This is a genomic window from Anaerococcus lactolyticus ATCC 51172 (genome assembly GCF_000156575.1).
Lineage (GTDB): Bacteria > Bacillota > Clostridia > Tissierellales > Peptoniphilaceae > Anaerococcus > Anaerococcus lactolyticus.
Window position 1 is genome coordinate 41,448 of the sequence record NZ_GG666049.1, and the last position, 11,582, is coordinate 53,029.

At 35.2% G+C, this 11,582-nt stretch carries 21 protein-coding genes and 1 riboswitch; of the genes, 5 read left to right on the forward strand and 16 right to left on the reverse strand.

Features of this window, described 5'->3' with window-relative positions:
* Positions 1-71: 71 nt before the first annotated feature.
* The 14 genes from HMPREF0072_RS08175 to HMPREF0072_RS08230 all read right to left on the reverse strand — a co-directional run bounded on the left by HMPREF0072_RS08175 (position 72) and on the right by HMPREF0072_RS08230 (position 5,850).
* On the reverse strand, positions 72-890 hold the full coding sequence (locus HMPREF0072_RS08175; RefSeq protein WP_004829122.1) for a hypothetical protein: 819 nt from the start codon (positions 888-890) through the stop codon (positions 72-74).
* Positions 891-1,113: 223 nt separating this feature from the next.
* Entirely contained in the window at positions 1,114-1,569 is a 456-nt protein-coding gene (locus HMPREF0072_RS08180) for a hypothetical protein (RefSeq protein WP_004829123.1), read from the reverse strand.
* On the reverse strand, positions 1,554-2,087 hold the full coding sequence (locus HMPREF0072_RS08185; protein WP_004829125.1) for a hypothetical protein: 534 nt from the start codon (positions 2,085-2,087) through the stop codon (positions 1,554-1,556). The genes HMPREF0072_RS08180 and HMPREF0072_RS08185 overlap by 16 nt, the downstream gene beginning before the upstream one ends.
* Positions 2,088-2,103: 16 nt before the next feature.
* Positions 2,104-2,919: a MazG nucleotide pyrophosphohydrolase domain-containing protein gene (locus HMPREF0072_RS12510; protein WP_004829127.1), complete on the reverse strand. Its 816-nt coding sequence runs from the start codon at positions 2,917-2,919 to the stop codon at positions 2,104-2,106.
* A complete protein-coding gene (locus HMPREF0072_RS08195) occupies positions 2,907-3,203 on the reverse strand; it encodes a hypothetical protein (RefSeq protein ID WP_004829129.1) in 297 nt (98 codons plus the stop codon). The genes HMPREF0072_RS12510 and HMPREF0072_RS08195 overlap by 13 nt, the downstream gene beginning before the upstream one ends.
* A gap of 14 nt (positions 3,204-3,217) precedes the next feature.
* The gene (locus tag HMPREF0072_RS12620; RefSeq protein ID WP_004829131.1) at positions 3,218-3,352 is read right to left on the reverse strand and encodes a hypothetical protein; all 135 of its coding nucleotides are present in this window, start codon (positions 3,350-3,352) and stop codon (positions 3,218-3,220) included.
* Between the two features lie 16 nt (positions 3,353-3,368).
* A complete protein-coding gene (locus HMPREF0072_RS08200; protein ID WP_004829133.1) occupies positions 3,369-3,725 on the reverse strand; it encodes a hypothetical protein in 357 nt (118 codons plus the stop codon).
* The gene (locus HMPREF0072_RS08205; RefSeq protein WP_155811900.1) at positions 3,712-3,882 is read right to left on the reverse strand and encodes a hypothetical protein; all 171 of its coding nucleotides are present in this window, start codon (positions 3,880-3,882) and stop codon (positions 3,712-3,714) included. The genes HMPREF0072_RS08200 and HMPREF0072_RS08205 overlap by 14 nt, the downstream gene beginning before the upstream one ends.
* A gap of 37 nt (positions 3,883-3,919) precedes the next feature.
* The gene (locus HMPREF0072_RS08210) at positions 3,920-4,162 is read right to left on the reverse strand and encodes a hypothetical protein (protein WP_004829138.1); all 243 of its coding nucleotides are present in this window, start codon (positions 4,160-4,162) and stop codon (positions 3,920-3,922) included.
* Complete coding sequence (locus HMPREF0072_RS11155; RefSeq protein ID WP_004829140.1) at positions 4,152-4,556, reverse strand: YopX family protein; 405 nt, start codon at positions 4,554-4,556, stop codon at positions 4,152-4,154. Before HMPREF0072_RS11155 ends, HMPREF0072_RS08210 begins: the two co-directional genes overlap by 11 nt.
* Positions 4,549-4,953 carry a hypothetical protein gene (locus HMPREF0072_RS08220; protein WP_004829142.1) on the reverse strand — a complete coding sequence of 135 codons (405 nt, stop codon included), beginning with the start codon at positions 4,951-4,953 and terminating at the stop codon, positions 4,549-4,551. Before HMPREF0072_RS08220 ends, HMPREF0072_RS11155 begins: the two co-directional genes overlap by 8 nt.
* 129 nt (positions 4,954-5,082) lie before the next feature.
* On the reverse strand, positions 5,083-5,241 hold the full coding sequence (locus tag HMPREF0072_RS12015; protein WP_004829143.1) for a hypothetical protein: 159 nt from the start codon (positions 5,239-5,241) through the stop codon (positions 5,083-5,085).
* Between the two features lie 37 nt (positions 5,242-5,278).
* Positions 5,279-5,545 carry a hypothetical protein gene (locus tag HMPREF0072_RS08225; protein ID WP_004829145.1) on the reverse strand — a complete coding sequence of 89 codons (267 nt, stop codon included), beginning with the start codon at positions 5,543-5,545 and terminating at the stop codon, positions 5,279-5,281.
* Between the two features lie 11 nt (positions 5,546-5,556).
* Positions 5,557-5,850, reverse strand: a complete 294-nt coding sequence (locus HMPREF0072_RS08230) for a hypothetical protein (protein WP_004829146.1) — start codon at positions 5,848-5,850, stop codon at positions 5,557-5,559.
* 60 nt (positions 5,851-5,910) lie between these two features.
* On the opposite strand from HMPREF0072_RS08230, the gene HMPREF0072_RS08235 reads away from it, so the two are divergent.
* Positions 5,911-6,183, forward strand: a complete 273-nt coding sequence (locus HMPREF0072_RS08235) for a hypothetical protein (protein WP_004829149.1) — start codon at positions 5,911-5,913, stop codon at positions 6,181-6,183.
* Here the strand turns inward: HMPREF0072_RS08235 and HMPREF0072_RS08240 are convergent.
* Positions 6,156-6,437 carry a hypothetical protein gene (locus tag HMPREF0072_RS08240; RefSeq protein WP_004829152.1) on the reverse strand — a complete coding sequence of 94 codons (282 nt, stop codon included), beginning with the start codon at positions 6,435-6,437 and terminating at the stop codon, positions 6,156-6,158. The two genes, HMPREF0072_RS08235 and HMPREF0072_RS08240, sit on opposite strands and share 28 nt — an antisense overlap.
* Positions 6,438-6,580: 143 nt before the next feature.
* Here HMPREF0072_RS08240 and HMPREF0072_RS11160 point away from each other — a divergent pair, with 143 nt between their 5' ends.
* From HMPREF0072_RS11160 to HMPREF0072_RS08255, 3 genes are all read left to right on the forward strand, one after another.
* Positions 6,581-7,204, forward strand: a complete 624-nt coding sequence (locus HMPREF0072_RS11160; RefSeq protein WP_004829153.1) for a helix-turn-helix domain-containing protein — start codon at positions 6,581-6,583, stop codon at positions 7,202-7,204.
* A 77-nt stretch (positions 7,205-7,281) separates the two neighbouring features.
* Positions 7,282-8,301 (forward strand): SWIM zinc finger family protein, encoded by a 1,020-nt coding sequence (locus HMPREF0072_RS08250; RefSeq protein WP_039931293.1) that lies wholly within the window; start codon positions 7,282-7,284, stop codon positions 8,299-8,301.
* Positions 8,302-8,436: 135 nt separating this feature from the next.
* A complete protein-coding gene (locus HMPREF0072_RS08255; protein ID WP_004829157.1) occupies positions 8,437-9,804 on the forward strand; it encodes a recombinase family protein in 1,368 nt (455 codons plus the stop codon).
* 34 nt (positions 9,805-9,838) lie between these two features.
* Here HMPREF0072_RS08255 and HMPREF0072_RS08260 read toward each other — a convergent pair whose 3' ends face one another.
* Positions 9,839-10,726: a hypothetical protein gene (locus HMPREF0072_RS08260; protein ID WP_004829159.1), complete on the reverse strand. Its 888-nt coding sequence runs from the start codon at positions 10,724-10,726 to the stop codon at positions 9,839-9,841.
* A 395-nt stretch (positions 10,727-11,121) separates the two neighbouring features.
* Positions 11,122-11,233: riboswitch (SAM riboswitch) on the forward strand.
* A 29-nt stretch (positions 11,234-11,262) separates the two neighbouring features.
* On the opposite strand from HMPREF0072_RS08260, the gene HMPREF0072_RS12170 reads away from it, so the two are divergent.
* Positions 11,263-11,582, forward strand: a 320-nt coding sequence (locus tag HMPREF0072_RS12170) for a hypothetical protein (protein ID WP_039931294.1), incomplete at its 3' end; no start/stop codon positions are given.

The window sequence follows — 11,582 nt, forward strand, 5'->3', positions numbered from 1 at the left end:
TTTATTGTTTATAATTCTACTTTGTGGATAAGTATTACAAGTGTTTATATTTTCCCTTTGTGGATAAGTCTTTATGTTCGGGGTTTCTTTTTTCGTAGTTTCAAGTATATACTCCAACCCGTGAAATCATTGTATATAGCTTCAAATCCATATAGCTTGTCCCTAATCTCATAGCCCGGATACATTTTTTCCCAATAGCTAAGACTTTCTGGGAATAGCGCCAGCTTGATTACTTTTTTTCTAGAATACTTGTGATCATTGTTTCTTTCTGTCGGTCTTTCTAAGTTTTGGCTGCAAGTCCACCTTCTTTTCTGGGTTGGGTTTCCTTTGAGGTAGTTCGCTAGGCCTGCTATACCTGTGTTTGTATCCGGCTTTATCCTGTCGCAATTTGCAAAGCCTAATCTCTTTCCTTTATCTTTGCCCCTGCTCCTACTCCATAGGTCTTCTACTACGTCCCTGTCTAGTCCGTCATTCATAAGAATATGATGATGAATTCTTACTGGCTTGCCGTCTTTTCCCTCTCTCGAAGAAGTAACGATAATGTATTTCAAATCTTCTAGGCCCTCTTTTTTTCTTCTTCGCTTTATCCTGCGTATATAATTTGTAGCTTCCTTTTCTGCTTTTTCTACTGTAGCTGGTAAAAAATATTCATTGTAGGTAAGTGTTACCGAATAACCGCCCCCACCGAAATTTGTTTCTACTACCTGGTTGAATTTTCTTCTTGCGTTTCTATCATTCAAATTTTTCTGTGCGGGTATAGATACTTTTTTCTTCTTGGATCTCTTACCTTTTCTTTGTTCCAATTGATTTTCTGATATAGGATATATATCAACTTCCAAATAATCTTTCCCGCACTGAATTTTCTTTTCTCTTATAAAAGTTTTTGCCATTAATACCACCTGCTTTTATACTTCGGTCGAAAAGATAATAACTAATACAAGCCCGCAAGGCGGTATCTACTCCGCCAATTTTAGCTATTGTTATTCTCTTTTCTTTTGCTTTTAACCTTTTGCCGTGGTATAATGTATCTGTGGATATTCTTTGTCTTTGCCCTAAAGATAAGATAAAGATTAATACCAAGGCGGGGTGCTTGAAAAAGCACCCTTTCTTTTTTTACTTATTTCTTCTTCTAGCGTCTTTGTCTACTAAATTTCCAAATCTAAAAGCTAATATCAATAATGGGAATATAAGGAAAAATCCTTCGCCCCCTATAGCCCTGTATCCTCTTTCTATATATGCAAGCTTGGCCAAACATATATAAACTATCAAGGATAAAAAACAAAATATAATTACTTGCGGAGAAAATACCCTGGCCATGATTGAAGGCCTTCTTCTTCTGTACTTTCCGTCTACAATCTCTTTTGCTTCTTCTATATAAAGTTCTTTTAGTTCTCTTCTTCTTTCGTTAATCTCTCGGTTATACCTTTTTTGCTTAAAATTAAGGTCTTCCATCTCTAGTGTCTTTTCTGTATAAAGTGCTGCCAGCCTTGCTGCCTTTTTACTTTCTTCTAATAAGTCCCTATCATTTCTTTTGTCTTTGTAATTAATTTTTATTATCTCGCGATCCATTGTTTTTCCTCTCTTACTTGCGGTATATCTTCCTTGCCTTCTTCTTCATCTAGTCCGCCAAGACTAGATAAGTTTTCCATATCTTCTTTTTCTTCGTGGGTTTCTGCTACTGTTTCTTCTTTTATTTCTCCTGCTGCGTTTACTTGCTTAATTAGCTCATTGTCTAATTTGACTAACTTTTGTAATAGTTTGTGTAAAGAATCCTGGGAATCGGTCGGCTTGCCTTGGCCTGTTAGGGTTGTAAGCCTTGCCATTTCTTCTTGGCACTCTCCTAAAATCCTTTCTACTTCTTCTTGTCCGAATATTTCTATTCTTTCATCTTCGCTTTTTTCTATCCATTCAAGCGGGCAAATAACCACGCAGCTTTGGTTCATATCTAATAATTCGGCACTTGCCTTAAAAGTTCCTTCGCTTTTTCTATAGATCAAAGCACTAATTTTTCGATACTTGATATTTCTAAAAAATACCGGTCTTTCTTCGTATAAAAGCTGTTTTGCTTCTTTGTTTGTAATAGCCATTGTCCTTGCCCCTTTCTTATAAGTCGCTTTCTTTTACAAAAATTCCATTTACCATTCGTCCCTTGCGGTCTTTTATCTCTTCGTAAGCTTCTTCGATACAATCTTCAATACTGTAGCCAAGCTGCATAGAAAGTGCTGTAAGTACGACGTATATATCGCCTATACTGTCTTTTACTTGGTCCGGTCGATTTTTGGCCAAGCCTTCTGCTAGCTCGCCTGTTTCTTCTACAAGTTTAAGCATTTGCCCTTTTGGGTCGGCTGTATCTAGGTTCCTATCTCGAATCCAATTTTTGATTTTTCCTGTTATAGTGATCTCTTCTACTTCTTTGTCGCTTCTTATCCTGCATATCGGGTGTACCTGGCCGATAAATTGCGGAATGTGGCACGAAATAGTTTTTTTCTCGCCTATCACGCAATTATAGTAAGCTTTGTTTTTGCCTTTATTATCTGGCGTAAGAATCCGCCACCAATCTTTGGTAAAGGGTATAAGCCCCTTGTATCTCTCGAATTCTTCTGCTGATAAAAGACTAATTTTATCTATACAAGTTCCGTAATTTTCCTGGCCATCTAGCGCCTTTAAATCTCTTTCAAAAAATAAGAAATCTTCTTCGCTTGCGCCGTTGTCGATTAGTGCGTTGTAAAAGTTTATATTAAGCCATTTTCTAAGTTCCGCATTTTTCCAATTATTGCCATCTTCGCTTACTCTTCTTCTGACCGGTAAGTGCTTCTTGGTAATAGCTAAAACTCCTTCGTCAAGGTCGGCAAGCTTTATCCATTCAAACTTACCAAATTTGAAAACTTCGCCGGCTTTTAGCTCTTCTAGTCTTCGCATTGCTTTTCTTCCTTATCCAATCTATAGTCTTCAATCCTGCTAAAGACTCCTAAATAATCTTCTGATCGGTCTATGTGTGTAAAGAATTTTCTTAAAGTCTTTACCTCTTCTACATAGGCTTTTGTTTTGTCAAAATCGTAATCAAATTCCGCAAGTAGTATAGGTATCTTTTCTTTAAGCCTTATTTCTTCATCTACTAATAAGCCGTGTATAAGGTTTGCTGAATATTCGGTTATTTCAAATCCTATTCTTTTTACTTCTATGTTTTTTTGTGTATCTTCCATCTTTTGCCCCTGTCCTAAATTGCTACCTTTTCTTTCGCTTGGATCTCTTCTTTTTTCTCGATCTCTTTTACAATTACTTTTGCCCCCTCGGCCTTGCCGGAAAGCTCGTAAAGTTTTTTCAAGAATTTTTTTGCGTCAAACTCTTTCATTTTTGGCCCCCTGCCTTTAGCTAAATAAGCTTATCTGGCCGTCGTCTACTTTTGAAATTCGTAGCTTGTCGTTTTCTATATCCATTGCAAGGTCTTCTGTGATTGCATAGTCCGAAGTAGAATCTGTCTTTTTGAGTGTTGACTCTACTTTGTAGTCAATTATCGGTCTTTTAAATAGCTTTATCTCGAAGTCATCGGCGCTTCTTGGTATCTCTAGTTCCTTATTAGCTCCGCTTACATTTATCTTTAAAGTTATTTGGCCAGCTTCAAAATTACCCGCTGCAATTTCTGTCATAACCTCGTACAACTTGGAATCCACTTGGAAAACTAAGTCGCCAAATATATTTTTGTCTTCTATACTAAGCATTAGCATTTTTGCCCCCTTTCTTTCCGCATTTTATGCAAATTGTAGTATCTTTTGGTAGCCTACTAGAAAAAATTCTTTTGCCCTTTGGCCTTATAATCTTGCCTTTTTTAAAATCGTGCTTACAGGCCGCCTGGTGGAATTCTTTTTTTACGCTAATTTCCATTGTCCCTTCTTTGGTTAGAAAGGTAATTTTTTTGAAATTAGTATCCATAGCTTGCGACTACCTTTACTTTTTCCGCCTTTAGATTTTTAATCCTGTAAATTTTGCCGTTAATATCTATAATGTGGTAATTAAATTTATTGCTTTCTAGGATTTTTATTTCGCTTTCTTCCGCTGTAAATCCATATGTGTGGCCTAGTGCCATCTGGCAAATAACTTTAATATCTTTTAGGCTCCTGTCCTTGCACTTGCAATTCTTACAACCCTTGCAATCATGCTTCATTTTTTAATACTCCTTCGTATATGTTGCCTATTACTTCTATTTCTCCTGGGTCCTTATATTCAAAAAGATAGTGTGGCGGCTCGTCTACGCTCCAATCGTCGCCTTGTACCGTCCAAGCTAAGAACTCATTGCTCCAATAAACTATTACGTTTTCTTCTAGGCTGCCATCTCCTGCCTTGCTTTTATCTTTCCAATGTAAAATATCGCCTTCGTAAATCTCTTTTCCGTTCTTATCTGTAATTCCGGTAAACCTCATTAGTTTAATGTCTTCAAAGTCCATATAATAAACTGGTTCGCCATCTTCGGTGCAAACTGTTTGCTTGATATACCAATCTACGCAGCAAACGCCTTTCATTTTGTCATTGAGTTTGTCCCAAGCCCTGTATTTATCCATTTTCTTTGCCCTTTCTTTCCTCAATCTCTCCTATAAGTTCTTCTAGCATTTCTGCTTCTTCTTTCTTTGCTGCTTCTTCAATCTCTTTAAAGTAATTTTCTATGGCTTTTCTTATCTCTAAGTACCTTGGGTCCTTGTCCGCCCTAAATCTTTTTGCGTCAAGATCCATAAGCCCCAAAAAGTTTGCTTTTTCGAATAATTCTTCGCCCCAAATATCGCTATATTGGGTTTTGAATTTTAGTTCCTTGTATCTAGTGCCTACCATTCCTTGGATATTTAGGTAATGTAGGCCTCCATCTTCGCCTAGAATAAAAAGGTCGTGAAAATCTCCTATGATTTGGAAGCCTTCTTCTTCGTACTCGTCGGCAATTTTTAAAAGTGGTACATTTATTAGCATTTCTTACCTTCTTATTTTTTCTGAAAGCTTCTAAGAATTTATCGACAATTTCCCTTGCCTTTTCTATCAAAGCGTCTACTGCCTTGTCAAAGCTTTTTATAATCTCTAAAAGCCTTCTTTCTTCTTCACTCATTTTTCGCCCCTTTTTTTATATCCTTTTGTTTTCATACAGTAGATACCGTCGCCCAAGTCCTCGACGTAGTAGCCTTTCTTTTTCCATTCTTTAACTAGCCTTACTTTTTCTTTAAAATCTCTATAAGGAATATATATAATTGTTACAGGTCGCATTTTATCTTCGGGCGGCTTTTCTGCCGCCTTAATTCTTTTATAGGGCCTGCGCTTCTTTGCTTGCAAGGCTGGTATTATCTCCCATCATCTGCAAGCCTGCTAAGGTCCCCTTAATGTAATATTGCATTGCTATTCTTTTTTCTGTCGGAAGCTTTTCAACTTCTGAAAGTGTTTCTGCTACTGTCTTTAATTCGTCCTTGTCAATCTCTTCTACTTTGTTATTTTTTTGGATTTTAACTTCCATAATCTCTTTTCCTTTCTTTTTCTCTTCGTTATTGTTCATGTTGGCTTCTATCCTTTTCATTTTTTGCCCCCCTATTCTTTAAAATTCATAAAGACGTTGCCGCCCTGGTTTGAATAACTATTGAAGTTTTCCCTATAATCTCTTAATTCTTTTTCGCCTGCTTCTAAGGCTTTCAAAGCTTCTTTTGCTTCTTCGTAGCTTTTAAATTGTATTTCTAGCCTTACTTGGTTGTCCGGGTTAGTGATTGTTTTAGGGAAAGCGGCTAAGGTGTCGCCATATCCATAAACTTCTGGGAAATTTTCTTCCCAATCCTCGATTTGAATATCAATTCCGCGTGGTGTCTTTGTTTTTTCTAATACTTGCATTTTCTTTGCCCCTTTCTTTTTAATCTCCTATATTGGTATAATCTTTTTAGGAGGTGTTTTATGAAATTTAATCGTCCGGATAATATTTCCGACAATGCTTATCTTGTCCTTGAACAAGTTTGCGATAACTATTTACTAAACGATAGCGTGGAATTTGAAGACTTCTCTAATATCGATTTATCGCTTGAAGATATGAGAAAAGCCTTTCAAGAACTCCATGATAAAAGATTTGTATTTTATCATAATGACCTTGGCGGAGAATATCTATACGCCCTTGATAGAGTTGTTTATTTAGTCCGTGATTATCAAAACAAATACTTAAATAAACAATAATCCGGAATAGCTTTGTCTTCTTTATTGATTACAATAAAGTTGATAAAGCTATTTTTCTTCATTTCTTCTTCATCTAGCCCTAAGTCGTCATTGACTACATAATGTATGTGGGCGGTATCTCCTCTTCTTTGAATTAATTTTATATAGGTGAATTTCTTCTTGTCCTTGTCTTTTTCTTTAAATAGCTTATAAAAAAAGCTTTCAACTTCTTTTTCCTTATCTCTTGTGCTTGCAATTGTTATTGAAGTAATCATTTTCTTTGCCCCCTTTTTGTTATCTCTGTGTCTATTATATAATTCTTTGTGTATTCTGTCAAGGCCTTTTGTTGTCTCTGTGTACTTTTTTATTGATTTTATTTTAAATATGCTGTATAATAGTTTTTGAAAGGGGGATTCCTATGAACGAAAATATAAAAAAATTAAGACAAGAACTTGGTTTGACTATGGAAGAGTTCGGGAAAAATCTTGGCGTTACACGTTCCGCTATATCAAATATTGAAAATGGATATAGAAATCTAACTGAACAAATGATTTTAGCTATATGTAATGTTTATAACGTCAATGAACAATGGCTTAGAAATGGAACAGGCGATATGTTCGTAGAAGATACTGATTCTTTGATAGAAAAAATAATATCTGATTATCCATTAGATAAATTAAGCCAAACAATCTTAAAAACTTACATTGAATTAGATCCTAAGAAAAGAGAAATTTTCAACTATGTTATGAAGCAAATAGCCGATAGTATTATGGCTTCTAGTAAAGAACAGGCTATTAATGGTATAAATGATGTTATTTTAAATTCATCTGCACCGGACAACATAAAAAAAGATTTGTACGGAAAAGCCGCTATGGTGTTTAATGATTCTTTTTCATATATAGGTAATGAAAATATCGAAGAAGTGGAACAAGAAGAACTATCCGAAAAAGAACAATACTTGAAGATGGCGGAAGAACAGTACGACAAAGAAAAAGAACAGGAATTAAAAGCCTCTTCTGCGAAAGAATCAGACGTGGGATAAAGCCTTGGTATGGCAAATATTAATTCTAAATAAAAAAGAAGCTAAATAATAGCTTCTAAAGAAAGGTGGTAATTAAATTGATTAAAGGTAGGTGTAAATTTTTAAAAGATTGGCCCGACTGGGATATTAATATTCACGAACAAGAAGCTCAAATAGAAAGACAAGGCCGTTCAATCCACTATCCTTTTACTTTTACTATAGATAAAGCTAAGAAAGTGGGTAGGTTTTCAAGTACAAGCGTACTTCCATATTATGATACTTCGCTTTCTTCTTGTACTTGTTTTGATTTTCAAGAAAGAAAGTTGCCTTGTAAACATATTTATAGGTTAGCTGTTGAACTTGGTTATATAGAAATTATTAACCGCCCAAGCTTTGATAAAAAAGCTGTAGAAGAAATAAGGTCTTCTGATGATATAGACGCAGCACCGGATCAAGTAAAAAGACAAAAAAGCGCTTTGAAGTGTAAGCCTATTGAAATTGATTTCGAAAATAAGTGTGGCACTTTTAAAGGCTCCGGAAAGAATCCATATCATACTACATTGAATGATTGTACTTGTCGTGATTTTACTGTTAGAAATTTACCTTGTAAACATATTTATAGGTTAAGAATGGAATTAGAAAATCCTACTAGTAAAAAAGAATTGCAAGAAAATCTAAATAGTGAATTTGAAAAAGATTATGGTAAAGATTTATTAAGAAAACTTAGTCAAGAAGCAGCAACAGCTTATATTTATAGTATTTCTTTTGATTGGTCTTCATCTTCTAAAATTAAAGAAGATATTTTAAATGAACTTGTAAAATCAGAATTAGTTGAAATTTCTAAAGATTTACCTATTACATTAAAGTTTTTACAGAAAAAAGATTTATTTTTAATTTGTGATGAATTTGATGTACAGTATAAGCGTAGTTTCAGTAAATCCTCTTTAATTTCCGCAATAATAAATGGTCTTGATTCTAATAATACTAATAATTTAATGGAAAAGTTACCTTTTTCTATTAGAAGAAATATTAAGGCTGAAAATATTTTCGGCTCTATAAAGTATTTGTATCACAAACTTTACCCTACAGATTATAGCGAATATACTGTAGATTTCTAAATAAAAAAGCCATAAGGTGTTGGCGCACCGTATGGCAAGGAAAGTTTTTTCTACCGCAAAGTAAGAAATTTATAAGGTCTTTCCGCTTATATTATACCATAAGCGGGCTGGCCTTTCCAATTAAGGGGGTCTTAAATGGAAATGGTAAGGGCCGCACTCTATATAAGAGTATCGACGGAAGAGCAAGTCCGCGAAGGCTATAGCGTAGACGCACAAAAAGAAAACCTAATCCGCTACGCAAAATTTAAAGGCTATACAGTAGTCGACATATACGCCGACGAAGGGATAACCGCAAGAAAGAAATACACTAACAGAAAAGAATTCATGCGCCTACTTGACGACGTAGAAGCCGACAAGATAGATATAATTTTATTTATCAAGCTTGATAGGTGGTTCCGTAACGTGGGCGACTACTACAAAGTTCAAGAAATATTAGAAAGAAATGGCGTAGGTTGGACGGCTACCACCGAAAATTACGATACAACCACCGCAAATGGTAGGCTTTATGTAAATATAAGGCTAGCTGTCGCCCAAGATGAAAGCGATAGGACAAGCGAACGTATAAAATTTGTCTTTGATAAAAAAATAAAAGATGGAGAAGCCATCTGGGGCAAGCCACCTTTTGGATACAAGATAAAAAATAAAATCCTAGTAAAAGACGAAGAAGTCGAAGGCTTCATAAATGAATGTTTTGAAAGTTACAAAGTTTTAAGAAGTATAAACGCTGTCGCAAAAACCATGAATCAGAAACATAATAAAAAAATATCTTATACAACTTATAGTCGCTTTTTAAGAAAGAATTTAGACTTCTATAAGGGTAAGTATAAAGACAACGAAAATTATTTCCCACCCTATCTAAGCGAAGAAGACTACGAAGAAATCCTGGCCATAAACAAAGCTAGAAGCGGAAGATTCGGAGGAAAAACTTATAACTATATCTTTGTCGGTCTTCTGGCCTGCGCCTGCTGCGGCTACAATATGGGGTCGGCTGGCTATACCACCAATAGAAGAACCAATCAAAAATACAGGTACTACAAGTGCGGACGCTCAACCGTAAAAGTTTGTGAAAATAATCTAAGGATCCAAGAAAAGAAAATCGAAAATTACCTACTTGAAAATATCGAAGATGAAATAAGGAAATACAAAGTAGTTTACAAAATAGAAAAAAGTGAACCAATAAGTCGCCCGGTCGCAGCAAAAAACAATATAAAAAACAAAATAAATAGGCTGCGTAAACTCTACCTAGAAGAAGTAATCGAACTAGAAGACTACAAAAAAGAATACGAAGTCTTACAAAAACAATTAGATCAAGTAGAAGAAGAAATAAAGACGCATAAAAGATTTCAAAAAAAGGATTTTTCCGCCTTGGATAAACTCCTGCAAAGCGACTTCGAAGAAATGTATAATAACCTAGACAACCTGCAAAAACGCGCCCTGTGGCAAAGTGTAATCTCTAAAATTTATGTAAAAGGAAGCGAAATAGTAAAAATTGAATTTAAATAAAGGGATCATTTTTTTGATCTCTTTTTATTTGTAGTTATTTATACACTCCGTTTGGCCCAGCTGAAACAAACTCAGTACCTTCTTCTGTTGGGCAGTTAATGCCGTTAATATAACATTTGCCCTCATCATCAAAGTCTAAATCAAGAATATCGTAAATTTCCTTGCCATCCTTGTCATATTTAACTGATGATAGCCATGTAAAGCCCTCTACATCCTTGACTTTTTCAGGCTCTTGGTCGTAGCCCTTAGTCAAATCAAGCCTATACATTGTTACCAAAAAGTCACCAGGCAAATCAAGTTTATTATAAAGAATTTCCTTGTCAGTAAAACCAATAGACTGCAAAAATTCATTTTCTTTCTTTATCTTAAGAGCCTCGAAAATATTGGTCTTGCCAGTTTTAAGGTCTATCTCACCATAGGCATAAAGATAACCAAATTTATTAAGGTCAGTATCGCCCATAAAATGCCCATAGACCTTATCGCCAACCATAGCAGATGGCAAAAATTCTTGGCCCTCAATCTTGTAAATTTCCTCAAAATCCTTGCCATTAATCTTCATAAGAGTGCTAGAATTATCACCATTAATACCAAAGAGAAAAACATCATCAGACAAAGGAACAGGATAGGTATAAGTATCATCGCCAAGTTTCTTCACATACTTAATGACATTAACAATCTCTCCATCCTTGACAGTAACAAGGTCATGATTAGAAAAGAAAAAATCATCCTCCTTTAAAGAAGCTTGAACTGAACTATCCTCAGCCTCTTTTGCCTTTTTATCATCAGAAACTTTCTCATCATCCTTAGCCTTATCCTCATTCACTTGACTAACACCCTTAGCCCCATCATTAGCCTTATCAACCTCATTGCCACAAGCAGAAAGGCACAAAGCCAAAGCCAAAATCCACAAAAACTTCTTCATAAAAACTCCTTAAAAAACAATAATCATCCCATCAAAAAACCAGAAAATCCTCAACGAATATCTTCTTGTTAAAAATATTATAACATATTTTATTGGGGTAGGGCAATGATGGGGGTGCGGGAAGCCCAATTAGCTAACCATTAAAACAAGTTAATCTTGGCAACAGTCATAATCCTCGGAAAATTAATAGACAACAAATTCACCGGAGGCAAAGGCCTGTACCAAGCCGCCTTTTAGAAATATGGAGAATCTTATTGACTTTAGAAAACAGAAAAAAATCGCATGGATTACACAAATAAAACATCTATTAATAGATAAATTACCAGATGTTTTTGTTAATTCATCACGAAAATATAATCCAACTTGCATAAAACTCTCCCTGCAATATAATGTAATTACCATAAAGAGAAGGTTAGAGACAAGCTCGACGATCCTTCAGCAACCTGGTCATGACTAAGGTGCTAAAGCTTGAATGATGGGGCAGTGCGCATCCATCGTCGATGGGTGTTTTTTTCTTCTCAAAAAAGGAGGAATTTATGGAAAATAGAACAGTAAAAATAAGTTTCTTAGTAGCAGATGACGACCTAAAAAATGGAGACGCAAAATTAGTAGACTTCTTAGAAAAAGAAGGATTCAGCCAGCATAACCCTAGTGGCTATAGCCCTATATGTCCATGGATCTTTGTAGATCTCAACCAAAAACTCTACGGAAGAGCCAGGATTGGAGTAAAATTTGGCACCATAATAGGAGATCACGCCATCAAAGAAGAAGAATTCTACACCATCTACAAAATATACAAACAATACGAAGGAAAAGAACTCTTCACATTCAAAAAAGAAAGATTTGACTATAATGA

Excerpts from the sequence above, each read along its gene's own strand:
- HMPREF0072_RS08175 (WP_004829122.1), bottom strand. The coding sequence starts at position 890 with ATGGCAAAAACTTTTATAAGAGAAAAGAAAATTCAGTGCGGGAAAGAT.
- HMPREF0072_RS08180 (WP_004829123.1), bottom strand. The coding sequence starts at position 1,569 with ATGGATCGCGAGATAATAAAAATTAATTACAAAGACAAAAGAAATGAT.
- HMPREF0072_RS08185 (WP_004829125.1), bottom strand. The coding sequence starts at position 2,087 with ATGGCTATTACAAACAAAGAAGCAAAACAGCTTTTATACGAAGAAAGA.
- HMPREF0072_RS12510 (WP_004829127.1), bottom strand. The coding sequence starts at position 2,919 with ATGCGAAGACTAGAAGAGCTAAAAGCCGGCGAAGTTTTCAAATTTGGT.
- HMPREF0072_RS08195 (WP_004829129.1), bottom strand. The coding sequence starts at position 3,203 with ATGGAAGATACACAAAAAAACATAGAAGTAAAAAGAATAGGATTTGAA.
- HMPREF0072_RS12620 (WP_004829131.1), bottom strand. The coding sequence starts at position 3,352 with ATGAAAGAGTTTGACGCAAAAAAATTCTTGAAAAAACTTTACGAGCTT.
- HMPREF0072_RS08200 (WP_004829133.1), bottom strand. The coding sequence starts at position 3,725 with ATGCTAATGCTTAGTATAGAAGACAAAAATATATTTGGCGACTTAGTT.
- HMPREF0072_RS08205 (WP_155811900.1), bottom strand. The coding sequence starts at position 3,882 with ATGGAAATTAGCGTAAAAAAAGAATTCCACCAGGCGGCCTGTAAGCAC.
- HMPREF0072_RS08210 (WP_004829138.1), bottom strand. The coding sequence starts at position 4,162 with ATGAAGCATGATTGCAAGGGTTGTAAGAATTGCAAGTGCAAGGACAGG.
- HMPREF0072_RS11155 (WP_004829140.1), bottom strand. The coding sequence starts at position 4,556 with ATGGATAAATACAGGGCTTGGGACAAACTCAATGACAAAATGAAAGGC.
- HMPREF0072_RS08220 (WP_004829142.1), bottom strand. The coding sequence starts at position 4,953 with ATGCTAATAAATGTACCACTTTTAAAAATTGCCGACGAGTACGAAGAA.
- HMPREF0072_RS12015 (WP_004829143.1), bottom strand. The coding sequence starts at position 5,241 with ATGCGACCTGTAACAATTATATATATTCCTTATAGAGATTTTAAAGAA.
- HMPREF0072_RS08225 (WP_004829145.1), bottom strand. The coding sequence starts at position 5,545 with ATGAAAAGGATAGAAGCCAACATGAACAATAACGAAGAGAAAAAGAAA.
- HMPREF0072_RS08230 (WP_004829146.1), bottom strand. The coding sequence starts at position 5,850 with ATGCAAGTATTAGAAAAAACAAAGACACCACGCGGAATTGATATTCAA.
- HMPREF0072_RS08235 (WP_004829149.1), top strand. The coding sequence starts at position 5,911 with ATGAAATTTAATCGTCCGGATAATATTTCCGACAATGCTTATCTTGTC.
- HMPREF0072_RS08240 (WP_004829152.1), bottom strand. The coding sequence starts at position 6,437 with ATGATTACTTCAATAACAATTGCAAGCACAAGAGATAAGGAAAAAGAA.
- HMPREF0072_RS11160 (WP_004829153.1), top strand. The coding sequence starts at position 6,581 with ATGAACGAAAATATAAAAAAATTAAGACAAGAACTTGGTTTGACTATG.
- HMPREF0072_RS08255 (WP_004829157.1), top strand. The coding sequence starts at position 8,437 with ATGGAAATGGTAAGGGCCGCACTCTATATAAGAGTATCGACGGAAGAG.
- HMPREF0072_RS08260 (WP_004829159.1), bottom strand. The coding sequence starts at position 10,726 with ATGAAGAAGTTTTTGTGGATTTTGGCTTTGGCTTTGTGCCTTTCTGCT.